Origin of the sequence: Bradyrhizobium sp. AZCC 2230, from assembly GCF_036924495.1 — a bacterium.
Taxonomy (GTDB): domain Bacteria; phylum Pseudomonadota; class Alphaproteobacteria; order Rhizobiales; family Xanthobacteraceae; genus Bradyrhizobium; species Bradyrhizobium rifense.
Genome location: NZ_JAZHRS010000001.1, coordinates 1,187,147 through 1,210,772 on the forward strand (window position 1 = coordinate 1,187,147; position 23,626 = coordinate 1,210,772).

The 23,626-nt window shown below is 65.0% G+C and carries 17 protein-coding genes and 1 tRNA gene; 17 read left to right on the forward strand and 1 reads right to left on the reverse strand.

Annotated elements, in window-relative coordinates; all coding sequences use genetic code 11:
• Positions 1 to 291 precede the first annotated feature (291 nt).
• The 8 genes from V1280_RS05705 to V1280_RS05735 all read left to right on the forward strand — a co-directional run bounded on the left by V1280_RS05705 (position 292) and on the right by V1280_RS05735 (position 11,200).
• On the forward strand, positions 292 to 1,767 hold the full coding sequence (locus tag V1280_RS05705) for an efflux transporter outer membrane subunit (protein ID WP_334520204.1): 1,476 nt from the start codon (positions 292 to 294) through the stop codon (positions 1,765 to 1,767).
• Positions 1,757 to 3,157 carry an efflux RND transporter periplasmic adaptor subunit gene (locus V1280_RS05710; RefSeq protein ID WP_334520207.1) on the forward strand — a complete coding sequence of 467 codons (1,401 nt, stop codon included), beginning with the start codon at positions 1,757 to 1,759 and terminating at the stop codon, positions 3,155 to 3,157. Before V1280_RS05705 ends, V1280_RS05710 begins: the two co-directional genes overlap by 11 nt.
• 36 nt (positions 3,158 to 3,193) lie before the next feature.
• A complete protein-coding gene (locus V1280_RS05715; protein WP_334520210.1) occupies positions 3,194 to 6,346 on the forward strand; it encodes an efflux RND transporter permease subunit in 3,153 nt (1,050 codons plus the stop codon).
• The gene (locus tag V1280_RS05720; RefSeq protein ID WP_334520213.1) at positions 6,346 to 9,453 is read left to right on the forward strand and encodes an efflux RND transporter permease subunit; all 3,108 of its coding nucleotides are present in this window, start codon (positions 6,346 to 6,348) and stop codon (positions 9,451 to 9,453) included. The genes V1280_RS05715 and V1280_RS05720 overlap by 1 nt, the downstream gene beginning before the upstream one ends.
• A gap of 37 nt (positions 9,454 to 9,490) precedes the next feature.
• Positions 9,491 to 10,231 (forward strand): tRNA-uridine aminocarboxypropyltransferase, encoded by a 741-nt coding sequence (locus V1280_RS05725; RefSeq protein WP_334520216.1) that lies wholly within the window; start codon positions 9,491 to 9,493, stop codon positions 10,229 to 10,231.
• Between the two features lie 419 nt (positions 10,232 to 10,650).
• A complete protein-coding gene (locus tag V1280_RS46715) occupies positions 10,651 to 10,731 on the forward strand; it encodes an imidazolonepropionase-like domain-containing protein (protein WP_442895220.1) in 81 nt (26 codons plus the stop codon).
• Between the two features lie 57 nt (positions 10,732 to 10,788).
• Positions 10,789 to 10,862 (forward strand) — tRNA-Cys (locus tag V1280_RS05730).
• A 191-nt stretch (positions 10,863 to 11,053) separates the two neighbouring features.
• Entirely contained in the window at positions 11,054 to 11,200 is a 147-nt protein-coding gene (locus V1280_RS05735) for a hypothetical protein (protein ID WP_187436614.1), read from the forward strand.
• A gap of 43 nt (positions 11,201 to 11,243) precedes the next feature.
• Here the strand turns inward: V1280_RS05735 and V1280_RS05740 are convergent, their stop codons facing one another.
• Positions 11,244 to 11,450 carry a hypothetical protein gene (locus tag V1280_RS05740; RefSeq protein ID WP_334520221.1) on the reverse strand — a complete coding sequence of 69 codons (207 nt, stop codon included), beginning with the start codon at positions 11,448 to 11,450 and terminating at the stop codon, positions 11,244 to 11,246.
• Positions 11,451 to 11,708: 258 nt separating this feature from the next.
• On the opposite strand from V1280_RS05740, the gene V1280_RS05745 reads away from it, so the two are divergent.
• The 9 genes from V1280_RS05745 to V1280_RS05785 all read left to right on the forward strand — a co-directional run bounded on the left by V1280_RS05745 (position 11,709) and on the right by V1280_RS05785 (position 23,620).
• Complete coding sequence (locus V1280_RS05745; RefSeq protein ID WP_283043958.1) at positions 11,709 to 11,972, forward strand: hypothetical protein; 264 nt, start codon at positions 11,709 to 11,711, stop codon at positions 11,970 to 11,972.
• Positions 11,973 to 12,418: 446 nt separating this feature from the next.
• Entirely contained in the window at positions 12,419 to 13,300 is an 882-nt protein-coding gene (locus V1280_RS05750) for an ABC transporter substrate-binding protein (protein ID WP_334538185.1), read from the forward strand.
• Positions 13,300 to 14,922, forward strand: coding sequence for an amino acid ABC transporter permease/ATP-binding protein (locus V1280_RS05755; RefSeq protein WP_334520230.1), 1,623 nt, complete (start codon positions 13,300 to 13,302; stop codon positions 14,920 to 14,922). Before V1280_RS05750 ends, V1280_RS05755 begins: the two co-directional genes overlap by 1 nt.
• A 58-nt stretch (positions 14,923 to 14,980) precedes the next feature.
• Positions 14,981 to 16,222, forward strand: a complete 1,242-nt coding sequence (locus V1280_RS05760; protein ID WP_334520233.1) for an acetamidase/formamidase family protein — start codon at positions 14,981 to 14,983, stop codon at positions 16,220 to 16,222.
• Between the two features lie 134 nt (positions 16,223 to 16,356).
• Positions 16,357 to 18,690 carry an acetamidase/formamidase family protein gene (locus V1280_RS05765; protein WP_334520236.1) on the forward strand — a complete coding sequence of 778 codons (2,334 nt, stop codon included), beginning with the start codon at positions 16,357 to 16,359 and terminating at the stop codon, positions 18,688 to 18,690.
• A 15-nt stretch (positions 18,691 to 18,705) separates the two neighbouring features.
• The gene (locus V1280_RS05770) at positions 18,706 to 19,089 is read left to right on the forward strand and encodes a RidA family protein (RefSeq protein ID WP_334520239.1); all 384 of its coding nucleotides are present in this window, start codon (positions 18,706 to 18,708) and stop codon (positions 19,087 to 19,089) included.
• Between the two features lie 971 nt (positions 19,090 to 20,060).
• Entirely contained in the window at positions 20,061 to 21,224 is a 1,164-nt protein-coding gene (locus V1280_RS05775) for a PspA/IM30 family protein (protein WP_334520242.1), read from the forward strand.
• A 10-nt stretch (positions 21,225 to 21,234) separates the two neighbouring features.
• Positions 21,235 to 21,894, forward strand: a complete 660-nt coding sequence (locus tag V1280_RS05780; protein WP_334520245.1) for an OB-fold-containig protein — start codon at positions 21,235 to 21,237, stop codon at positions 21,892 to 21,894.
• Positions 21,895 to 21,916: 22 nt separating this feature from the next.
• Positions 21,917 to 23,620: a flotillin family protein gene (locus V1280_RS05785; protein ID WP_334520248.1), complete on the forward strand. Its 1,704-nt coding sequence runs from the start codon at positions 21,917 to 21,919 to the stop codon at positions 23,618 to 23,620.
• The last annotated feature ends 6 nt before the right edge of the window (positions 23,621 to 23,626 follow it).

Sequence of the window (23,626 nt, forward strand, 5' to 3'; positions counted from 1 at the left end):
AATATCACATGAAATCTTGGTAAGCTTGAACGCGCTTCGGAATAGCGCGACAAATCAAAAAGCCGCTGCGAGACAGTGGTTTTTTGTATTTTCGTTGCCCATATCCGGGTGCGGTCGGGTGTGCTTTTCGCAAGTGCGGGACTGTCCCGCAGTTCCGCGCCCCGCTAGGATGAAATTCAGGCTCCGCAGAAAGCATCACGCTGTGAACGAGTTACAGAAAGGCCTCCGGCCGTCCGCCCGCGAATCGGCTAATCCGGCCGAGCGGTGGCGGCGTGATCTGCCGGGCAGGGGGTGGATGTGACACAGCGGGCTCCGGCCGTCGCCAAGCGGCAATTCCTTGGGTCTGCGTCCCGAACGCTGCGGGCGGTCGCCGTGGTGTGCCTGGCGTCGGGCTCGGGCGCCTGCGTGCTGACCCAGGACCTTCCCGATCCCGCGCTCGATGTCCCCACGCAATACAAATACGCCGGCAAGGCGGATGCGCCGCCGACGCTGGATTGGTGGCGCGGCTTTCGCTCGTCGGAGCTGACGCAACTGATGGAAGAGGCGCAGACCGTCAATCTCGACATCGCTGCCGCGGTCTCGCGGATCGTGGAGGCCGACGCGCAGGCGCGCCAGGCGGGCGCGGCGCTGTTGCCGAGCCTGTCGGGAAGCGGATCGGAGACGTATTCACGCACATCCGGCTCGAGCGCTTCCGGCCTGACCAATGGCGGCCGTGAAGTCGTCAATTACTCCTCGTCGCTCAGCGCCAGCTACCAGCTCGATTTCTGGGGCCAGAACCGCGACGCGCTGCAAACGGCGGAGGAGACCGCCAACGCCAACCGCTTCGACCGCGACACCGTCGCCCTGACGACGCTTGCAGCCGTCGCGAATGCCTATTTCCAGGTGCTGTCCTCGCAGGATCGCCTGCGCACCGCCCAGCACAATATCGCCAGCGCCCAGCGCATCCTCGATGCCATCCGGGAGCGCCGCAAGGCCGGCACCGGGACCGATCTCGACGTCGCCCAGCAGGAGAGCGTGCTGGCCAACCAGAAGGCGCTGGTGCCGCCGCTGCGCCAGACGCTCGACCAGAACGCCAATGCGCTGGCGGTGCTGGTGTCGCGGCCCCCGGAGAGCGTGCGCCTCGCGGGCGGCTCGCTGGACCGGATCGCGATCCCGCGCGTCACGCCCGGCCTGCCGTCGGAGCTCCTGACGCAGCGGCCGGACATCCGCCGGCAGGAGGCGCAGCTTGCCTCGGCGACGGCCAATATCGGCAATGCGCGTGCGCAATTCTTCCCGACCATCCAGCTCACCGGCAATGGCGGCTATCAGAGTTCGGCGCTGGTCTCGCTGTTCCAGCCGCACGCGGCGTTCTTCCAGCTGGTCGGCAGCGCGACCCAGCCGATCTTCGACGGCGGCAAGATCCTCGGCAATTTCGAATACGCCAAGGCGCGGCAGGAGGAGTTGCTCCAGACCTACCGCAAGACCATCGTCCAGGCCTTTACCGACGTCGACAATGCGCTGTTCTCGATCAAGCAGACCACGATCAAGCTGCAATTGCAGCGCGATGTCGTCAACGCCTCGCGGCGCGCCTTCGACCTCGCCGAGCAGCAGCTGCGCGCCGGCACGGCCGATATCGTGACCGTGCTCAACACCCAGCTGACGCTGTTCCAGGCCGAAGACACGCTGTCACAGGCGCAACTCGCACGCCTTCTAGCCATTGTCAGCCTGTATCAGGCGCTTGGCGGCGGCTGGGAGCCGCGAATGGAGAAACCGGTCAATGCTCTTTAAGCCGGACACGAAGCAGGACGCGAAAGCGGGGACGACGAAAAAGTCGCGCGGCCGCGGCTTCGTCATGACCCTGATCACGCTCGCGATCCTCGGCGGCCTCGGCTACTACGGCTGGACCGTGATGCATCAGCAGCCGCAACAGGCCGGCGGCGGTCGCGGCCAGCAGCGCCCCGATCTGCCGGTACCGGTGCTGGCGGCAACGCCCAAGGTTCAGGACGTGCCGGTCTATCTCGACGGCGTCGGCGCGATCCGTGCGCTCAACACGGTCACCGTGCGCTCGCAGGTCGACGGCAAGCTGATCGCGGTGAAGTTCACCGAAGGCCAGGACGTCAAGAAGGGCGATGTACTCGGCGAGATCGATCCGGCGCTCTATCAGGCGACCTATGACCAGGCCGTCGCCAAGAAGGCCCAGGACGAAGCCCAGCTCGCCAACCAGCGCATCGATTTGACGCGCTACGAGCAGCTTGCGGCCTCCAATGCCGGCTCGAAGCAGCAGGCCGATACCCAGCGCGCGGCGGTCGCGCAGACCGAGGCGCTGGTCAAGGCCGACCAGGCTTCAATCGACAATGCCGCGGCAACCCTGAGCTACACCAAGATCGTGGCGCCGCTGTCGGGCCGCGCCGGCCTGCGTCAGGTCGACCAGGGCAACATCATCCACGCTGCCGACACCACCGGCCTCGTCGTCATCACGCAATTGCAGCCGATCGCGGTGTGGTTCAGCCTGCCGCAGCAGCAGATCATGCGGGTCAATGCGGCGGCGGCAAAGGGGTCGCTTGCGGTCGACGTGTTCGGCAATGACGGCGTTACCGTGATCGACACCGGCAAGCTCACCGGCATCGACAACCAGGTCGACCAGACCACCGGCACGCTTAAGCTCAAGGCCGAATTCCCCAACGCCAATTACCAGCTCTGGCCCGGCCAGTTCGTCAACGTCCGCCTCAAGGTCGAGACCTTGTCGCAGGCGCTGGTGGTGCCGACATCGGCGGTGCAGCGTGGACCGATCGGGACGTTCAGCTATGTCATCGGCGAGGGCGACATCGTCTCGGCCAAGCCGGTGACGGTGACGCAGCAGAACGAGCGTGACGCGGTCATTGCGAGCGGCCTGTCGCCGAACGACCGGGTCGTGACAACAGGCTTCGCCAATCTGTCCGATGGTTCCAAGGTCGTCATCGGCCGCGACGAGCAGACGCCATCGGCCGACCTCGCCCCGCGCAAGCGCACACGCGCGCCGGATGGCCAGAAGAAGGATGGTCAGGCCAAGGACGGACAAGGCAAGGACGGCGAGCACCGCGCCAAGCGGAGCAACAGCGAGGGCGACCAGAAGGGCCAGACCGGCCCGGCGCCGGGGCCGGGGGCTCAACCATCGGGACCTGGAGCCAAGCAGCCATGACCCCGACAACAGCCGCCTGAGCGGCAGGCGCATCTCATGGGTGTCTCTGAACCCTTCATCCGCCGGCCGATCGCGACCTCGCTGCTCGGCATAGCGCTGCTGATCGGCGGCGCGCTCGGCTATTTCGCGCTGCCGGTCTCGGCGCTGCCGCAGGTCGATTTCCCGACCGTGCAGGTGTCGACGCAGCTGCCCGGCGCGAGCCCCGACGTGATCGCCTCGCTGATCACCGCGCCGCTGGAGCGGCAGCTCGGCCAGATCCCGTCGCTGACGGCGATGAACTCGACGAGCTCGTTCGGCGTCAGTCAGATCTCGCTGCAGTTCGACCTCAACCGCGACATCGACGGCGCGACGCAGGACGTGCAGGCCGCGATCAACGCCGCCGCAGGCGTGCTGCCAAAGACGCTGCCTTATCCGCCGACCTACGCCAAGGTGAACCCGGCAGACGCGCCGGTGATGACGCTGGCGCTGCGCTCGGACACGATCTCGCTCCGGGCCATGAGCGATATCGCCGACACGCTGCTGGCGCAGCGGCTCAGCCAGATTTCCGGCGTCGGTCGTGTCTCCGTGCTCGGCGGGCTGAAGCCGGCCGTGCGCATCCAGGCGGATCTGGCGCGGCTGGCGGCCTATGGCATCGCCATGGAGGATCTGCGCAACGCGATCGCGAACGCCAACGTCTCCGGACCCAAGGGCTCGCTCGACGGCGCGCAGCAATCCTACATCATCGCGGCCAACGACCAGATCGCCGCCGCCGACGCCTACAGGCCGATCATCATCGCCTATCGCAACGGCTCACCGGTCACGATCGGTGATGTCGCCCAGATCGTCGACGGGCTCGAGAACGACCGCACCGGCGGCTGGTACCAGGGCACGCCCGCCGTTATCATCGACATCCAGCGCCAGCCCGGCGCCAACGTCATCGACGTCGTCAGCCAGATCCGCGCCGAGATCCCGAAGGTCCAGCGCGCGATCCCGGCCGGCGTGCACCTGACCATCGTCTCCGACCGCACCGTCACCATCCGCGCTTCCGTCCACGACGTGCAGTTCACGCTGATCCTCAGCGTCGTGCTGGTGACGCTGGTGGTGCTCTTGTTCCTGCGCTCGCTGCGCGCCACGCTGATTGCGGGCGTGGCGCTGCCGCTGTCGCTGATCACCAGCTTCGGCATCATGTATTTTGCCGGCTTCAGCCTCGATAATCTGTCGCTGATGGCGCTCACGATCGGTACCGGATTCGTCGTCGACGACGCCATCGTCATGATCGAGAACATCGTCCGCCACATGGAAAATGGCGACAGCGCGATGACCGCTTCGCTCAAGGGCGCGAGCGAAATCGGCTTCACGGTGATCTCGCTGACGGTGTCGCTGATTGCGGTGTTCATCCCGCTGCTGTTCATGTCGGGCCTGGTCGGCCGCATGTTCCGCGAATTCGCGCTGACCTTGACGATCGCGGTCGTGACATCAGCGGTGGTCTCGCTGACGCTGACGCCGATGATGTGCTCGCGGCTGCTCAAGCACGCCCATGAGGAATTCGCGGTGCCGGGGCTCGCCGCTGTCAGCCGCTTCATCGATCGCACCGTCGAATTCTATCACCGCACGCTGCTTGTTGTGTTGCGGCACCAGCGCACCACGCTGGTCGTGACGTTTGCCACGCTGATCGCGACGCTGGTGCTCTATGTCGTCGCGCCAAAGGGTTTTCTGCCGCTGCAGGACACCGCATCGATCACGGCGGTGACGGAAGCAGGTCCCGACGTGTCGTTCGGCGAGATGCAGAAGCGGCAGGCCGAAGTCGCCGACGCCATCAAGGCCGATCCTGACGTGACCGGCGTGGTCTCGGTGATCGGCGCGGGCTCGGTCAATCCGACCACCAATGTCGGCCGCCTCGTCATGAGCTTGACGCCGCGCGGCGAGCGGCGCGACGATGTCAGCGTGGTCATTGCCCGGCTGAAGGAGAAGGTCTCCGGCATCCCCGGCATGACCGTCTACTTCCAACCAGTGCAGGATGTGCAGATCTCGACCCAGTCGAGCCGCTCGCAATACCAGTACACGCTCACCGGCACCGATGCGACGCTGGTGTCGGAATGGGCAAAGAAGCTTGTCGACGAGATGCGGCGCGATCCCATGTTCCGCGACGTCTCCTCGGAGGCGCAGGAAGGCGGCCTGCGCGCGCAGCTTGATGTCGACCGCACCCGCGCCGGCCAGCTCGGCGTCAGCCTGCAAGCCATCACCGACACGCTGAACGACGCGTTTGCCCAGAGGCAGATCTCGACCATCTACGGCCAGGCCAACCAGTACCGCGTGGTGCTCGAGGCGCTGCCGATGTACCAGCGCGATCCCTCGATCCTGTCAAAGCTCTATCTGCCGGGCGGCGCCAGCAGCTCCGTCGTCGGCGCGCCCAACGCGCAGGTCCCGCTCGACGCGGTGGCGACGCTGAAACGCACCACGGCGCCGCTCGCGATCTCGCACCAGGCGCAATTCCCTGCGATCTCGCTCAGCTTCAACCTCGCGCCGGGCGCAGCACTCGGCGACGCCGTCGATGCGGTGAAGGCGATCGAGACCCGGGTCGAGATGCCGAACAGCATCGTCGGTGTTTATGCCGGCGACGCCGCCGAATTCGCCAAGGCGCTCGCCGGCCAGCCCTGGCTGCTGCTCGCCGCCGTGATCACGATCTACATCGTGCTGGGCGTGCTCTACGAGAGCTACATCCACCCGATCACGATTCTCTCGACGCTGCCATCGGCCGGCGTCGGCGCCATCCTGGCACTGATCCTGTGCGGCCAGGACCTCTCGGTCATCGGCCTGATCGGCATCATTCTGTTGATGGGCATCGTCAAGAAGAACGCGATCATGATGATCGACTTCGCGCTGGAGGCCGAGCGCGGGCAGGGCATGCCGGCCCATGAGGCGATCGTGCAGGCGTGCCTGTTGCGCTTCCGCCCGATCATGATGACGACGCTGGCCGCGCTGTTTGGCGCCCTGCCGCTGGCGATCGAGAGCGGCACCGGCGCCGAGCTGCGCTTTCCGCTCGGCATCTCCATCATCGGCGGCCTGCTGTTGAGCCAGCTGCTGACGCTCTACACCACGCCGGTGATCTACCTCGCGCTCGACCGCATCAACCGTCGCCTCGAGCAGGCGTTGCCGCCGCCGGAGCCTGACGCGCCGCCGGCGGCCGGCGCGACCGAGGGGATGCAGTGATGGCATCGATCTCGGAGCCCTTCATCCGCCGCCCCGTAGCAACCACGCTGCTGTCGATCGGGCTGTTCTTGCTGGGGGGCGTCGCCTACGAGTTCCTGCCGGTCGCCTCAGTCCCGAATGTCGACTTCCCCGCCATCTTCGTCTCGGCGAGCCGTCCCGGCGCCGACCCTTCCGTGATGGCCGCAACCGTGGCCGCGCCGCTCGAACGGCGGCTCGGTGAAATCGCGGGCATCAACCAGATCACGTCGACGAGCTCTCTCGGCACGGCGAACATCCAGCTCCAGTTCGACATCGGCCGCAACATCGACAAGGCGGCGCGTGACGTGCAGGCCGCCATCAACGCCGCGCTGGTCGATCTGCCCAGCGACTTGCCGGCGTTGCCGCGCTTCCGCAAGGCCAACACCGCCGGCGCGCCCGTCTTCGTGCTGGCGCTGACCTCCAAGACGCTGTCCGCCAGCGCCATCTACGATGTTGCCGATACCGTGCTGGCGCAGCGCATCTCGCAGGTGCCGGGCGTGGGCGACGTGACAGTGTCGGGCGCCGACCAGCCGGCGGTGCGGATCCAGCTCAACCCGGTGGCTCTGTCGAATGCGGGGATCGCGACCGACGATGTCCGGACCGCCATCATCAACGCCAACCCGCTCGGCCCGGTCGGTATCTTCAACGGCGAGCGCCAGAGCGAGACGCTGTCGCTGAACAGGCAGATGCGCACGGCCAAGGAGTTTCGCGACATCGTCATCAAGAGCACGAACGGCAATTTCGTGCGGCTCTCCGACGTCGCCGATATCGAGGACGGCGTCCGCAACGCGCGCTCGATCGCCTGGTTCAACAAGCAGCCGGCGGTGCTGATCCAGATCACCAAGCAGGGCGATGCCAACGTGATCGACACCGTCGACCGGGTGAAGGCGCTGATCCCCGAGCTGAAGCAATGGATCCCGGCTGGCGTCGACGTCTCCACGCTGGTCGACCGCACCAGCACGATCCGCGCCAGCGTGATGGACATGCAGTGGACGCTGCTCGCAACCGCCGTGCTGGTGATGGTCGTGGTGTTCGTGTTCCTGCGGCGGGTGACGCCGACGATCGCCGCAGGCATCTCGGTGCCACTGGCGCTGGCCGGCACCTGCGCCGGGATGTGGGTCGCGGGCTTCTCGATCGACAATCTGTCGCTGATGGCGCTGGCGATCTCGGTCGGTTTCGTGGTCGACGATGCCATCGTCATGATCGAGAACATGTTCCGCAATCTCGAGCATGGCATGCGGCCGATGGAAGCGGCGCTGGAGGGCGCCAAGCAGATTGGCTTCACCGTGGTCTCGATCAGCCTGTCACTGATCGCGGCGTTCACGCCGCTGATCTTCATGGACGGCATCGTCGGCCGCCTCTTGCGCGAATTCTCGCTGACGCTGACCTTCGCGATCGTGGTGTCGACCCTGGTGTCGCTCACGGTCACGCCGATGATCTGCGCGCAATATATCCGGCAGACCACGTCGGGCTCCGCCACGCTGTTCGACCGCCTGATCGAAGGCTCGCTGTCGCGGATCGTCTCGTTCTACACCCGCACCCTGCGTGCCGTGCTTGAGTTCCCGCTGCTGACGCTGCTGGTGTTCTTCGCCACCATCGGCCTGACGGTGATGCTCTACATCAAGGTGCCCAAGGGCTATTTCCCGACGGACGATTCCGGCTTTGTGATCGGCGCGACGCGCGCATCCGCCGACATCTCGTTCCAGTCGATGCTGACGCTGCAGCAGCGCCTCGCCGACATCGTGATGCAGGATCCGGCTGTGGCCGGCATTGGCTCGACCGTCGGCAGCGGAGGCGGGGGCCCGGGGGCTGCGACCTCGAACCGCGGCACGATGTTCATCAGCCTGAAGCCGCCGGAGGAGCGCGATCACGTTTCGACCCAGGTCGTGATCGACCGGTTGCGGAAGGCGCTGTTCCCCGTGCCCGGGATCCGCCTCTTCATGTTCGCCGCGCAGGATGTTCGCGCCGGCGGCCGGCAGAGCGATTCCGACTACCAGTACACGCTCGCCTCGACCGATCTCGACCTGCTCCAGAAATGGGCGCCGATCGTCGCCAAGCGCATGGAGACGGTCGAAGGGATCACCGACATTTCCAGCGACCGCGATCCCGGCGGCCTTCAGCTGACACTGAATATCGACCGCCAGAAGGCTGCAGCGCTCGGCGTCAAAGTCCAGGATATCGACAACGCCCTGAACAACGCCTTCTCGCAGCGCCAGATCGCGATCATCTACACCCAGCGCAATCAGTACATGACCGTGCTGGAGATCGATCCAAAATTCCAGGTCGATCCGTCCAATCTCGAGCGCATCTACGTCGCCGGCGCCAACGACGTGCAGGTGCCGCTCTCCACCGTGGTGCATGCGACGCGCGGGCTCGCTGCGCTTGCGGTCTATCATTCGCAGTCGGTGCCCTCGACCACGGTGTCGTTCAATCTGCTGCCCGACGTGCCGCTCCAGGCGGCAACCCAAAACATCCAGCGCGCGGTCGACGAGCTGCACATGCCCGAGGGCATCCGCGGCAGCTTTGACGGCAATGCCGGCGATTTCGCCAAGACCAGCGGGCGTCAACCGCTCTTGATCCTCGGCGCGCTGGTGGCGATGTATATCGTGCTCGGCGTGCTCTATGAGAGCCTCGCGCATCCGCTCACGATCATCTCGACGCTGCCCTCGGCAGGCCTCGGCGCGTTGCTCGCGCTCCAGGTCACCAACACGCCCCTGACGGTGATCGCCTTTGTCGGCATCATCCTCCTGATCGGCATCGTCAAGAAGAACGGCATCATGATGGTCGACTTCGCGCTCGATGCCGAGCGCCAGCGCGGCCTGTCGTCAGCAGAGGCGATCTTCGAGGCCTGCCAGGCGCGCTTCCGTCCGATCCTGATGACGACCATGGCGGCGCTGTTTGCCGGCATTCCACTGGTCGTCGCGACCGGTCCCGGCACGGAGCTGCGGCGCCCGCTCGGCATCACCATCATCGGCGGCCTGTTCGTCTCGCAGATCCTGACGCTGTACACGACACCCGTGATTTACCTCTTGATCGACCGCCTGCGCCGGCGGTCCGAGCCGCAGCCACTGGCGGCGCCGGCGGAATAGGTTGTTGCAGCGCCGCTTCAAGCGTATAGCGGCGATCATGTCGAACCCAGCTGAAATTACGGCCGCAGCGCCGGAGTCTATTCCCGAATGTCCGCACTGTCAGAAGCCGATGCCGCTCTGCATCTGCGACAGTGTCACGCCGATCGAGAACGGCCTCGGGCTCCTGATCCTCCAGCATCCGCAGGAGCAGGACAGGGCGCTCGGCACGGCGCGGCTGCTGGCCAGGCATTTTGCCGATGCGACCGTGCGGGTTGGCTTGTCCTGGCCGAGCCTGTCCAAGGCGCTCGGGCATCCGATCGAGAACGCCTCGCACTGGGCCGTGCTCTATCTCGGCTCGGCCCGCGCCGCCGACCTCGACGTGGAGGGCGAGATCGTCGCGCTCGACCGCAAGGGCGAGGTCGCGGACAACCAGCGCGCCATCCTCGGCAAACTCGAAGGCGTGGTGCTGCTCGATGGCACCTGGAGCCAGGCCAAGGCGCTGTGGTGGCGCAATCCCTGGATGCTGAAATGCCAGCGTGTGATCCTCAATCCGGCGCAGCCGTCGCGCTACGGGCGGCTGCGCAAGGAGCCTCGCAAGGACGGACTGTCGACCATCGAGGCAGCCGCAACGCTGCTGGCCGGTCTCGAGCGGCGCCCCGACATCGCCGAGACGCTCAACGCGAGCTTTGAACGGCTGTTGACGCGCTACCGCGAGGTTCAGGCCGAGATGCCGGAACTGGCACCAAAGCCGGCGCCGAAAGGGCGGCGACGCGATTTCCGCCGCGGCAAACGGTCCTGATGTGAGCCGATCTCGTCCGTACGGTTGATTGCCCGCCGGGAGCGGGCAGATACAGACCGTCCGACCGGGCCGGAGCAGAAGGGGCAGCCGAATTCTGAGCGCAGCGAAGGAGATCCTGGCCCAGGCGGTGCAGTTCGATCGTTGGGGCACGCTCGCCCTGATGGACATCTCGCTGCGCTATCGGCGCACCGTGATCGGTCCACTCTGGATCACGCTGACGCTAGCGGCGACGATCGTCAGCGTCGGGACGGTCTACGCCGCGCTGTTCAAGCAGGATATCGCAGGCTTTCTGCCGCCTTTCGCGGTCGGCCTGATCCTCTGGACGCTCATCGCCACGACGCTCCAGGAGGGCTCCAACATCTTCGTGGCCTCCGGCCATCTCATCAAGGCAGTGCCGGCGCCGTTGCAACCGGGCGATCCTGCTCCAGGAAGGGCGCATCACCGCAGTCGGCACGACCGAGGAGATTCTCGCTCGATACCTCGGGGCTGCGAAGGCGTAACTGCCCGGTCGGGGTTGCCTAAACTGATGATCCCCTATATTGCTCCGCCCTCGTTGGGGCCACGTGGCGGAGTGGTTACGCGCCGGTCTGCAAAACCGTTTACTCGGGTTCGAGTCCCGACGTGGCCTCCATCACAACCTTCTGATCTTCCAGCATAAATTGGGATTTGGCGCGCGTTTCGCGGCTCACGCGGACGGAGCCGGCTGGCCCGCGCCCACCGGGTTTGCCCGGGGCTTGTTGGAAACCTGCGATTCAGGCCCGATGGCATAGACTTCGCATCTGCGAAGGCATGCAGTCCCAACCATCGAGCGCTGGAGCACACGTGGGCGAGATCGTCCGATTTATCCCGAAGTCCGAGCTGGAGCGGGCCCGCCTCATTGCCGAGGCGCGCGCGATCTATGACAGCATCTTCCCGCCTGCCGCACCCGACCGGGCGCGGCAGGACGACGAGGACAGCGTCAAGAGTTGATCGCGAGCCCCCGGGGCCCGCAATTATGTCGGGCTAAAAGGTCTCAGCAGGCGGCGTACCAGCCGTCCGGAAAGGGCACGAGGGGCCAGGCACCCTCATTGTCATTCGCGGCCGCTAAATTTTTCGTGGGCGTCGCGTGAAAGCTCCACGAGCGGGGCACGAATTCCTCCTCCGGCGCGGGCGCGAAATCTTCATTGATCATGGCGTCGCGGACGGCTTCCAGCATCACGTTGAATTCGGCTTCGCTCATCACACCCTCCGGAACGCGGATGGCGCACTGTCGCAAAGCCGGTTTGTTTCCCGATTGACTCGATCGTTCGCATTTTAACGATCGGGCGATCGGGATCCGTTTGGTTAGCGATTCCTGAAAATCCCCGATGGAACCTTAGGGGTCTCCAGGCGGCGGCCAGTGTGAAAGAGATCACATCCGGCGCGATTTATTCCTCCTACCTCTTTGCACACACCGGCCAGCGCGGACCGGACGAGCAGGGCAGACAGGAGACTGGTCATGAAGGCGCGGTTCTTGCGGTTTGCGGGTGTGAGGAGCCGGGCGCGTCGCGCCTCGACGGTCGGGCTGTTCCTGACGCTGTTTGCCACCGCCGCGAGTGCGCAGCAGGGCACGCCGGAACAACGCCGGGCCTGCACCCCCGACGTCTACCGGCTCTGCGCCGGCGAAATCCCGAACGTCCGGGCGATCACAGCGTGCTTGCGCCGTAACCGCTCGAGCTTGAGCGAGGCTTGCCGCACCGTCTTCGACCAGGCTGGCGGCTGACATACCGGTCTGTGGATTTGTGCGCAGCAAGTGGCCCGCGCGGGCTCGCGAATCCGGCATAGTCGGGCTGTGGATATGCTGCGGACAGGCTGTGGATAGCCGTGACGTGCTGCGGATGCTGAAAGCAGACGTGTCTTTCGAGGGGCATATCTCCGTCAAGTCGCCTCCAAATGATTCCCCGACCGCGCAGATTGCGGCTTGATCCGGTATCATTTGGTTCTCCCGAATTCGGAATCCCGCATCGGCGGTGCTTCGTGCGAACAGTTTTTGTGCAGCCGCCTGCCCAAATCGCAGGCCCCGTTCATCCAATTTTTTGTACGCCCGCGGACAAGCTTTTCGGTTCGCTCCCCACCTAGGCTCGCTCCCGAGATCTGGAACATGGCCAATGCCATGGCAATTGGAAGGAGCTGGAGATGGAAAGACGGGTATTGCCCCAGACGCGGGGGATGTCGCGCGCGCTGCCATGGCGCAAGGTCGCGCTCGGCGCGACCATCGCTGTCGGCTTGGTCGCAGCCGCACCGCTGAGCGCGCAGGCCGCCGCGCCCGCCGCCTGCGCCGCGCTCCAGGAGAAATATCCGGACTGGAAGGGCAAGACGCTCGTCAATGCCATCAACCCGCACACGCCGGGCTATGAGACGATCGATCCGAAAGACCCCAACAAATATATCGGCTTCGACATCGATCTCGGCGAAGCCATCGGCGAATGCCTCGGCTTCAAGCTCACCTACAAGCCGGTGACGTTCGCGGCGCTCCTGACCACGCTCGCCGCCGGCCAGGCCGACATCGTGATCTCCGACATCTACGCCACCAAGGAACGCGCCAAGGCGGCCGACTTCATCACCTACTCGAAGGTGTTCGACGGGGTGCTTGTGGCCAAGGGCAACCCGAAGGGCATCAACGGCATCAACATCTCGATGTGCGGCGCGGCGGCGGCCGAGAACACCGGCTATGTCGAGGTGCCCCTGATCCAGGCGCTGATCCCGGAATGCAAGAAGGCCGGCAAGGCCGAGCCGACCATCCAGCTCTATGACAACAACGCCAACTGCATCCAGGCGATCCTCGCCGGCCGCGCCGATACCTATGTCAACGACGTCAACACCGTCGACAGTGCGGTGAAGGCCTATCCGGACAAGCTGGAGAAGGCGATCGCGGTGACGATCCCGTATTCGGTCGGCATCGCCGTTCCCAAGGACAAGCCGAAATTCCGCGACGCCGTGCTCGCCGCGCTGATCGAGGTACAGAAGGCCGGCACGCACATGGAGCTCCTGAAGAAGCATGAGCTCGATGTGGGTAATTTCAAGGAGCCGGACATTCTGACTGCCGACTGATGTCGCTCTTCCTTCACTATCTGAGCATGCCGTATCTGCTCGAGGGCATCGAGCTCACCCTCGAGGTGACTGCCCTCGGGCTCGGCGGCGGATTGATCCTCGGGTTGATCCTCGCCGGCATGCAGCTCTCCCGCTTCTGGCCCCTGGCGGCGATCGCCAGGGCTTACACCGTGATCTTCCGCGGCACGCCGCTGATCCTGCAGATGGTGTTTGCCTACGACGCGCTGCCCCATATCGGCATCAAGCTGCCGGCGGTGCTGGCCGCCGGCCTCGCGCTCGCCTGCAACGAGGCGCCGTTCATCGCCGAGATGTTGCGCGCCGGCGTACTCGGCGTCGATCGCGGGCAGGTGACGGCCGGCCAGGCGCTCGGCATGACGCCCCGGATTCTGATGTGGCGGGTGATCGCGCCGCAGGCCATCCGCACCATGATCCCCGCCTTCGGCAACGAAGCCGTGAGTGCGCTGAAAAACTCCTCGCTTGCCTCCGTCGTCGCGGTGCAGGAGCTGACACTGCGTTCGACCCAGCTCGCATCCTCGACCTTCGACTTCTTCTCGATCTTCTTCGCCTCGGGCTTGCTGTACCTCGTGCTGACCTTCGCCATCAGCGTCATCCAGCTTTTCGTCGAATGGCTGCTCGATCTCGATCGCACCAAGGACCGCCAGCGCAAGCTCGCCGATTACCTGCCGTGGCGTCGTGTCGATCTCACGACCAAGCTCGAACTCACCGAGGCGACTGTCGCCGATCCTGAGCCCGTGCAGGCCGAGCCTGCCGACACGCCGCCGTTGGCGCTGACGGGTGAAGAGCGTACCCGGCGTGCGGCGACGATCGCGCGCAACAACATCGCGGTAGAGACCAAGGACCTCACCAAGAGCTACGGCGCGCAGAAAGTGCTTGGCGGCCTCGATCTCACGGTGCGCGTGGGTGAGGTGGTGGCGCTGCTCGGGCCTAGCGGCTCCGGCAAGAGCACGCTGCTCCGCTGCATCAACCATCTCGAAAGCTGGGACGGAGGCACCGTGCGCGTCGGCGGCCGCCGCCTCGGTTTCGACGACGACGGCAGGCTACTGTCGCCGCGGGCCATCGCCAACGAGCGGGCGACCGTCGGCGTCGGCATGGTGTTCCAGCAGTTCAACCTGTTTGCGCACCTGTCGGCGAAGGAAAACGTCGCCGGTCCGTTGCGCTGGGTCCATGGCATGACCCGGATCGATGCCAATCGCCGCGCCACCGAACTGCTCGACCGCGTCGGTCTCTCTCATCGCGCCGACGCGCTGCCGCGGCATCTCTCGGGCGGCCAGCAGCAGCGCGTCGCCATTGCGCGTGCGCTGGCGCCGAACCCGAGCGTGCTGCTGCTGGACGAGCCGACCTCGGCGCTCGACCCCGAGCTCGTCAACGAGGTGCTGGAGGTGATCCGCCGTCTCGCCATCGACGACGGTCTCACCATGATCATCTCGACCCACCAGATCCGCTTCGCCGACGAGGTCGCCGACCGCGTCGCTTTCTTAAGCGGCGGCGCGATCATCGAGGAAGGGCCAGCGCACGAGGTGCTCTCCAATCCCCGCAACCCGCTGACCGCGCGCTTCCTTAGCGTGATGGAAGCCGACAAGACTCCGGAGGCGGTGCGATGAACGTCGCTTCCACAAGGTTCAAGACCTCCGAAGAGGCCAAGTCAGAAGAGTTAAAGTCATGAAGCATTTCACGCTGCCGGTTTCGCCCAAAACCGTTCACTGGGGCTATTTCTCCAAGGCCGTCGCGCCTGCCTTGACGCTGCGTTCGGGAGATCGCGCCACCATCGAAACGCTCACCCATCATGCCAATGACGATTACGAACGCATGATCGCGGGCGATCCCGGCGCCGAGAGCGTGTTCCAGTGGACGCGCGAGCACAAGGCGGTGGCGCGGCGCGGCTCCGGTCCGGTCGAAGGCCCGTTCATCCGCGGCGCAGGCGAGGGGATCGGCGTGCATCTCCTCACCGGCCCTGTTGCGATCGAAGGCGCCGAGCCCGGCGACATTCTTGAGGTGCGCATCCTCGACGTCCGGCCGCGGCCGAGCTGCAGCGCCTGTCACGCCGGGCGCTGTTTCGGCTCCAACGTCGCAGCCAATTGGGGCTTTCACTATCACGATTTGATCGAGGAGCCGAAGCCGCGCGAGGTCGTGACCATCTTCGAGCTCGACACCTCAGGCGAGCCTTACGCGAAGGCCGTCTACAACTACGTCTGGACGCCGCAGACCGATCCTGACGGCATCGTGCATCCGACCATCGATTATCCCGGGGTTCGCGTCGATCACGCCACCATCAGGAAGCGCGAGAACATCCTCGCAAGCGTGAAGGTGCCGGCGCGGCTGCATTTCGGGACCATGGGTCTCGCGCCGTCGGAGGCCGATTTCGTCAGCTCGATCCCGCCGAGCTACACGGGCGGCAATATCGACGACTGGCGGATCGGCAAGGGCGCGCGGATGTTCTATCCGGTCGCGGTTCCAGGCGCTTATTTCTCGGTCGGCGATCCCCATGCAGCCCAGGGCGACAGCGAGCTCGGCGGCACTGCGATCGAGACCTCGCTGACCGGAGACTTCGAGTTCATCCTGCACAAGAAGGCCGACCTCGCCGGCACCAATCTCGAAGGCCTCGACCATCCGATGCTGGAGACTGATCACGCCTGGTCGTTCTACGGCTTCACCTATCCGAATTATCTCGCAAGCCTCGGCGCCGACGCGCAAACCGAGATTGCCAATCACTCGAGTCTCGACCGTGCGATGCGCGATGCGTTCAGAAAACTACGCCGGTTCCTGATGACGGTGCACGGCCTCAGCGAGGACGAGGCGATCTCTCTGCTGTCGGTCGGGGCTGATTTCGGCGTCACCCAGGTGGTCGACGCCAATTGGGGCGTCCACGGCACAATCCGCAAGAACATCTTCCGGTGCGACTAATGCGTTGAGGGACATTTCGTTTTTGAGATGAACAGGTGAAGAGCGGAGATCATTTGCGGCCCGTCGCTGTGACGGATGATCGCGTGCGTCTGGCACAGAGGTTGCTTCGATCCACTGCAATCTGGGTCGATCCGATGAGTTTCCGCCCGTTCACGAGCGAGTCCTACGCGCAAGACGACCGCCCCGAAGCCTGGCGGGACGTGCTGGCCGCGGTCGGCCTGCAACCGGCGGGCAGTCATTCTTTCTATGACGGACACGCGACGGCTTCGCATCGTCATGCCGCCGGCGTCGCACTGACGCGCATGGCCGCGGGAGCGCAAAGCATTGCCCCTCTATCGCAGGCGAACGAGGATCTGCCGATCGCCTTGATGCCGGTTGAGGACGGCATGGTGCTGAAAAGCGCCGGCGGCCATCGCATTGTTCCCGTCGGCCATCTCGTGCTGCTGCCGCGCGGCGGCGATTGGAGCATCGTGTTCCAGCGCGATATGCGCGCCATCGTGCTGGCTGTGACTTCGGAGGCGCTGCATGGGCGCCTCTCGGGCAAGCCGCGACTCCGCGAGCCCCGCGTCGTTCCGCCGGGCGGATTTGCCGACGTCTTCGCGCGCCTGCTGGACGCGACCGCCCGCACGCTCGATACTTTGAGCGATGTCGAATGGAATGCGGTTTCGCAGGCACTGGTCGATCTCCTCCTGACGCTCGCGCATCAGCAGGCCTCCTCGACATCCGACGCTGGATCGAGCGCGACGCAGGCCGCGCTGTTGCACCGGATCTGCCAGACCATCGAGCGCCGCCTCGACGATCCCGATCTGGTCCCGGCGCGGGTCGCACAGGCTGAGGGGATTTCTGAGCGCTATTTGCAAAAGCTGTTCGAGACGGTCGGCGACAACTTCACCCATTACGTCCGCGAGCGACGTCTCCAGCGCGCCTGGGCCGACCTGTCGAACCCGGCGGAAGCGCATCGCTCGATCTCCGAAATTGCCTACGCCTATGGCTTTGGCGATTCCGCGCATTTCAGCCGTGCCTTCCGGCATCGCTTCGGCCTCCCGCCGCGCGAGTTCCGCCAGCAGGAGGCCGAGCGGGCAACCTTGCAACATGGCGCTGCCGGTCAACGCGGCTGGCCGCAGGATGCGCTGGCGCAGCTCCGCGCGCATCAAGTGGGAGCGGAGGCGCGTAGCAATGTTTTCCAGGCTGACTCGGATGAGCCAAGAACGGCCGGGCGCAAGCACCATCATCTTCCGATCGAAGCAAGCCGCGTCCACTGGGGCTATTTCAGTCGCTCGCTCTCGCCGCAGCTCGAGATCACCTCGGGCGACACCATCACCATCGAGACACTGACGCAGCATGCCTCCGACGATCCTGAACGGATGATCGCCGGCGATGCCGCCGCCGAAAGCGTGTTCGGCTGGACCAAGACCGGGAAGAACGTGGATCGCCGCGGCGCGGGACCGATGGACGCCAGCGTGTTCGGCCGCGGTGCCGGCGAGGGTTTCGGCGTACACATCTGCACAGGGCCGGTGGCCGTGAAGGATGCCCAACCCGGCGATGTGCTGGAGGTGCGCATCCTCGACATCGTGCCGCGCGCGAGCCGACATCCGAAACACGCCGGCCGCGTCTTCGGCTCTTCGGTCGCGGCCTGGTGGGGCTACCATTACGACGAGTTCCTCTCAGGACCCAAGCCGCGCGAGGCGGTGACGATCTACGAGATCTTCGACGACGCGGCCGCGCCGCACGCCCGCGCGCTCTATTCCTACCGCTGGGAGCCGCAGACCGATCCGTTCGGTGTCGTGCACGCAACCTACGACTATCCCGGAATTCCGGTGCTGCCCGGCACGGTGAAGCGCCGCCACGACGTGCTCGACGGCATCCGCATTCCCTTGCGGCCGCATTTTGGCGTGATCGCGGTGGCGCCGCGCGAGGTGGATTTTATCGATTCCGTGCCGCCGTCCTATTTCGGCGGCAATCTCGACAATTGGCGGCTCGGGAAGGGGGCGACGGTCTATCTTCCCGTCTCCGTGCCTGGCGCGCTGCTCTCGGTCGGTGATCCCCATGCCGCGCAAGGCGACGGCGAGTTGAGTGGTACGGCGATCGAATGCTCGATGACCGGCACGTTCGAGGTGATCCTGCACAAGAAGGCCGATCTGGCTGGCCAACCGTTTGCCGATCTCTCCTATCCCCTGATCGAGACCGAGACCGATTGGGTGCTGACCGGCTTCAGCCATCCCAATTATCTCGCCGAGTTCGGCGCGCAAGGCCAGAGCGAGGTCTACGCAAAATCCTCGCTCGACCTCGCGATGAAGGACGCATTCCGGAAAATGCGGCGCTTCCTGATGAATGTGAAAGGCCTTAGCGAAGATGAAGCGATCGCGCTGATGTCGGCGGCGGTCGATTTCGGCGTAACCCAGGTCGTCGACGGCAATTGGGGCGTGCACGCCATCATCAGCAAGCGTCTGTTTCAGGACGCGCCTTAAACAAGGATAGCCCAAGTGAAATTCCACATGATCAGCGGCGGACCGAAGCCGGTCGCGCCCTTCAGCCACGCCGTCGAGACCGACGGTTTTGTGTTCGTCACCGGTCAGATGCCGGACACGCCTGAGACGCCCGGCGTGCTGCCGGATGGGATCGTCGCGCAGACCCGCGCGGTGATGGAAAACCTGAAAGTGGTTCTCGCCGGTCTCGAGCTCGACCTCGAGCACGTCGTGATGGCGCGGATTTATCTGACGCGCTTCAAGGACGATTATGCGGCGATGAACGAAACCTATCGCACGTACTTTGCGCTCGGACGCCTTCCGGCCCGCACCTGTGTCGGGGTTACCGGGCTCGCTTATGATGCATTGATCGAGATCGACCTGGTGTGCCGGCGGCCGTGACGCTCCGCATCCACAACCTCTTGCGCTGCCCGCGGGCAAAACACCCAACCGCAGGGTCAATCCGCGCTTGCAAAAAATATTCTTCTTTGCCGAAATTCTGATTTGCAGTAGATGTCCTCCACCTCATCCCGGTCAGAGGGGCGTATCGCGATCGTCACGAACGTGGGATGAGCCGTGGTGGACGCCGACTGCATCGGCGCGAAGAGCATCGCAGGGCGCGCAACCGTGAGCGATAGTCAGCGCGCGCACGACCGGTGCGGTTGGCGTACGGTAAAACCGTGTCGTCCTGACGCCCGGGGTCTGTGCGTCAAGTCTTGCGGTGATGTGCGTTGCCCGACCGGGTGAGCACATCAGCCAGCTGCAAGGCGACGGGGGCAATAGTGCATCGCTCCCCGGGGAGAGCTCGGTATAAGCCGTAAACCCACTGCGCAGGGAAGGCCGGATGTTTGGCTACACCTGTATGCCGCTGTGCAGCCTCTTGTAGCGCAATCATCGCACAGTGGACCGCGGGTGCCCAGCCGGCGCCCGGTCTTCCCTGCGCCCTCTGACAATGGAGGGTGACGTAAGGATGCAAAGCTCGGGCGAAGCAAGCCGCGAGGATGCGGAGCTGTGTCTGCGAGTTGAGATGCGCGTTGTCAGAGCGCGCAAATGCTCCTTGCTCGTCATTGCGAGCGAAGCGAAGCAATCCAGATTCTTGCCATGGTGGGACTCTGGATTGCTTCGTCGCAAGAGCTCCTCGCAATGACGTGGAGAGAGCTGCGCGTCACACCGTGGTCTCGTGTTCGAGGTCCGCGCGGCCTTTACCTAAAATTGCAACCCGCGCGTGCAAGAAGTCTTGATCCGCGGTGATCTAGAGGTGATGGTCCGCCTTGAACGCGGCCCCGGGCGACAGCGACTAACCTCCAGAGTGCATCAGGATCAGTGGAACGTGATCGAGCTTCCCCCTTGTAAAGCACCAAAATGGTGCTTTAGTGCTTTCCATGAGCCCGTCGCCCCGACATGCGCCATCGGCGCTGCGTTACAGGCTAGCCCCTGACCCGGCCGCCAAAGCCGCGATTGAGGCGACGTTCAGGGCTTATGACCGCATGATGGAGATCCTCGACGAGGTCGCGCGGACCCATAATGTGGGCTCCAACGTCGTCCTGCTGCATGCCCATGCCTATGACCCCATCCGCAAGGAAACCGCGCTGCCGTCGCGGCTGGTGACGCTGGGCCTGCGCGACCGTGCCGATTATCGCGCGGCGCAAGGCCGCCGCCTGCCGCTCGACGACAAGCTCGCCAAGATCAAGGGCCCGGCCACCATTTCGATTTCGACCGTGCAGGGGCGTTTCAGCGTGCCCTTCGACTACGCCGGCTATGCGGAGGGCTGGTGGCAGAGCGTGCCCGCGCACCTGATCCGCACCAACGACGGTTTCGAGGTTCACTACGGCGTCACGCCGAACAGTCTGCCAGAGGAGGAGAACGCTATGGATACCATCGCTGCCGCTCCCGAAAATTTCCTGTCCCGGGTCGGACGTCTGATTGCCGGCATTGCCTATGACGCGATCGAGCAGGCGGAAGGCAAGAACAAGCTTGGGGTGGTCGGACAGGCCATCCGCGAGATCGAGCGCGCAGAGAGCGAAGCGCGCGATGCGCTCGCGGCCGCGCGCGCCGAGGAGTATCGCCTCAACGCCCGTCGCACCGAGATCGAACGCGAGATGACCGATCTCGCCGCCAAGATCGAAGGTGCGGTCGCTGACAGCCGCGACGATCTCGCGCGCGCCGGCATCGCACGGCAGATGGATCTGGAGGCCCAATTTGAGGTGCTCTCCCGCGCCATCGACGAGAACAACGAGAAGATCGAACAGTGCGTCACCTCACTGCGCGCCGTGCTGTCGGCATTGCAAGATGCCGAACAACGCCGCGCTGATCTCGAAAAGAGCGAGGCTGCCGCAAGCCACCAGGCCTCAACGTCACCCCGGAAGCCCGGCGGTGGCTCGGCCGCGGCGAAGGCGCTGCGCGCGGGCAGGGCGGTGGCGCGGGCTACCGGCGTGCCGGCAGCGATCACGTTTTCAAGCGACATCGACGAGCTCAGCACGTTGCATCGCGACAAGGAGATTGCAGCGAGGCTGGCGCGGTTGAAGTCGCGCTCCTGAGGTTCGTGTCATGAGCGCATTGCTCGAACACGTCATGTCGCCCGAGGTCAGGCCGTTCGCGATCGCGGCGGCCATGATCCTCATCGTCGGCGCGCTCGAAGTGGTCACGATGCTGGTCGGTGCCTCGCTCAGCGAGATGCTCGGCACCAGCATCGATTTCAGCCATCCCAGCGATAATGGTGTGATCAACGCCATCTCCTGGATCAATGTCGGCGGCGTGCCGCTGCTGATCTTCTTGCTGCTGGCGCTCGGCGCCTTCTCGATTACCGGCTTCCTGATCCAGGACGTCGCGCGGATGGTGGCCGGTCCCTTGCCGGCCTTGATCGCTTCGCTCGCGGCGGTCGTCGTGTCGGTCCCGCTGGTCCGCGCCGCCAGCAGCGGGATCGCGCGGGTCATCCCCAAGGATGAGAGCTACGCGATCGGCCTCGGCGATCTCGTCGGCCGCGTGGGGGAGGTCGTCGTCGGTCCGCTCGACCAGGGACCGCCCGGCCGCGTCAGCGTCGCCGACGTCCACGGCAACAGGCATTTTGTCTCGGCGGTGGCAGCTCCCACGTCATCGCCGCTGCCGCAGGGAACCCTGGTCCTCCTGGTCGACCGCGTCGACACCCGCTTCGTGGCGGTCAAGGCCGACGATGAACTCAAGCCGTCCAAGTCCAGTCTAAGCAGCTAGCCAGTCACTTTTGGAGAAAGTCATGTTCGACATTGCAGTCCCGGCCATGATCGGCGTCGCGCTGATCGTCGTCTTGGGCATTATCTTCACCATTCTCTACAAGCGCGCCACACGCGACGAGGCCTTCGTGCGCACCGGCCTCGGCGGCAAGAAGGTGGTGCTCGACGGCGGCGCCATGATCCTGCCGATCTTCCACTCTTACGCCAGCGTCAATCTGAAGACGCTGCGGCTCACCGTCGAACGCAAGGAGCGGGAATCCCTGATCACCAAGGATCGCCTGCGCGTCGATATCGTCGCCGAGTTCTACGTACGTGTCCGTCCCGACGATGAGAGCATTGCGCTGGCGAGCCAGACGCTGGGCGCGCTGACGAATGACGCCGAAGCCCTGCGTAACCAGGTCGAGGCCAAATTCGTCGACGGCCTGCGGTCGGTCGCGGCGACCATGTCCATTCTGGAGCTGCAGGAAAAGCGCAGCGATTTCGTCAAGCACGTGCAGGCGACCGTCGAGTCCGACGTGAAATCGAACGGCCTCGAGCTGGAATCGGTGTCACTTACCAAGCTCGACCAGACGGATGTAAAATTCTTCAATCCGGAAAACTTTTTCGACGCCGAAGGCCTGACCCAGCTGAAAACCGTCACCGAGACGCGCCGGCGCGACCGCAACTCGATCGTGCGCGACAACGAAGTGGCGATCGCGCAAAAGGATCTCGAGGCGCGCCAGCAGACCCTGACGATCGAGCGGACCAAGAAGGAGGCCGAGCTGTCGCAGGAGCGCGACATCGCCAACAAGACCGCCAGCACCCGCGCCGAAGTCGCAACCGCGACGCAAACCGCGCGCCTGACCGAAGAGAACGCCCGCATCGATACCGACCGTGCGGTCGCGGAGAAGGAGGCCGGAGCCAAGCAGGTCAAGGAAACCGCGGTCATCGAGTCGGACCTCGCCATCAACAAGCGCAAGACTGATGCGCAGCGCGAAATCCAGATCGCGACCCAGGAGAACGAGATCCAGATCGCATCCAAGAGCAAGCAGACCTCGGAAGCCGTCGCCGAGGCCAAGACCGCTGAAGCGCTCGCCGTCTCCGCGGAGGAAAAGGTCGTGACCGCGCGCGCCGTCGAGGTCGCTGATCGTTCCCGTCTCACCCAGGTGCTCGCAGCGCGCACCGAGGCCGAGCGCAAATCGACCGAGCTGATCGTCGCGGCAGAAGCCGAGAAGAAGGCGTCGCTCGACCGCGCCGAAGCGGTCAAGACGCTGGCCACCGCGGAAGCCGAGTCCAACAAGATCAAGGCGGTCGGCGTCCGCAACATCGGTGAGGCCGAAGCCGCAATCATCACGCTCAAGAACGAGGCGCAGAACAAGCTCGGCGCCAACGTGATCGACTTCGAGCTCGCCAAGAAGCGGATCGAGACGATGCCGTCGGCGCTGGCCGAGATGGTCAGGCCGATCGGAAACCTGAAGGACGTTCGCATCCTGCACGCCGGCGGCGCGTTCGGCGGCAATGGCGTCGGTGGTGGCAATGTCGGCTTCGGCGAAGGGCTCGCCGGCGAGCTTCTCAAGGTGCACGCGCTGCGTCCGATGATCGACGAGATCCTGCGCCAGAGCGGGTTTGCGCCAGGCGACGATCCCGTGAAGACGCTGGTTGGCGCTGTTACCGGCAAGACCAATGGTGCCGCGGTAACGCCGCCGGCCGTACCTGCACCGGAAAAAACAAACACCGCCGATCTATGAATGCCG

Excerpts from the sequence above, each read along its gene's own strand:
- V1280_RS05750 (WP_334538185.1), top strand. The coding sequence starts at position 12,419 with ATGTCGCGCGCGCTGCCATGGCGCAAGGTCGCGCTCGGCGCGACCATC.
- V1280_RS05765 (WP_334520236.1), top strand. The coding sequence starts at position 16,357 with ATGAGTTTCCGCCCGTTCACGAGCGAGTCCTACGCGCAAGACGACCGC.
- V1280_RS05745 (WP_283043958.1), top strand. The coding sequence starts at position 11,709 with ATGAAGGCGCGGTTCTTGCGGTTTGCGGGTGTGAGGAGCCGGGCGCGT.
- V1280_RS05720 (WP_334520213.1), top strand. The coding sequence starts at position 6,346 with ATGGCATCGATCTCGGAGCCCTTCATCCGCCGCCCCGTAGCAACCACG.
- V1280_RS05710 (WP_334520207.1), top strand. The coding sequence starts at position 1,757 with ATGCTCTTTAAGCCGGACACGAAGCAGGACGCGAAAGCGGGGACGACG.
- V1280_RS05740 (WP_334520221.1), bottom strand. The coding sequence starts at position 11,450 with ATGAGCGAAGCCGAATTCAACGTGATGCTGGAAGCCGTCCGCGACGCC.
- V1280_RS05760 (WP_334520233.1), top strand. The coding sequence starts at position 14,981 with ATGAAGCATTTCACGCTGCCGGTTTCGCCCAAAACCGTTCACTGGGGC.
- V1280_RS05715 (WP_334520210.1), top strand. The coding sequence starts at position 3,194 with ATGGGTGTCTCTGAACCCTTCATCCGCCGGCCGATCGCGACCTCGCTG.
- V1280_RS05785 (WP_334520248.1), top strand. The coding sequence starts at position 21,917 with ATGTTCGACATTGCAGTCCCGGCCATGATCGGCGTCGCGCTGATCGTC.
- V1280_RS05725 (WP_334520216.1), top strand. The coding sequence starts at position 9,491 with ATGTCGAACCCAGCTGAAATTACGGCCGCAGCGCCGGAGTCTATTCCC.
- V1280_RS05755 (WP_334520230.1), top strand. The coding sequence starts at position 13,300 with ATGTCGCTCTTCCTTCACTATCTGAGCATGCCGTATCTGCTCGAGGGC.
- V1280_RS05780 (WP_334520245.1), top strand. The coding sequence starts at position 21,235 with ATGAGCGCATTGCTCGAACACGTCATGTCGCCCGAGGTCAGGCCGTTC.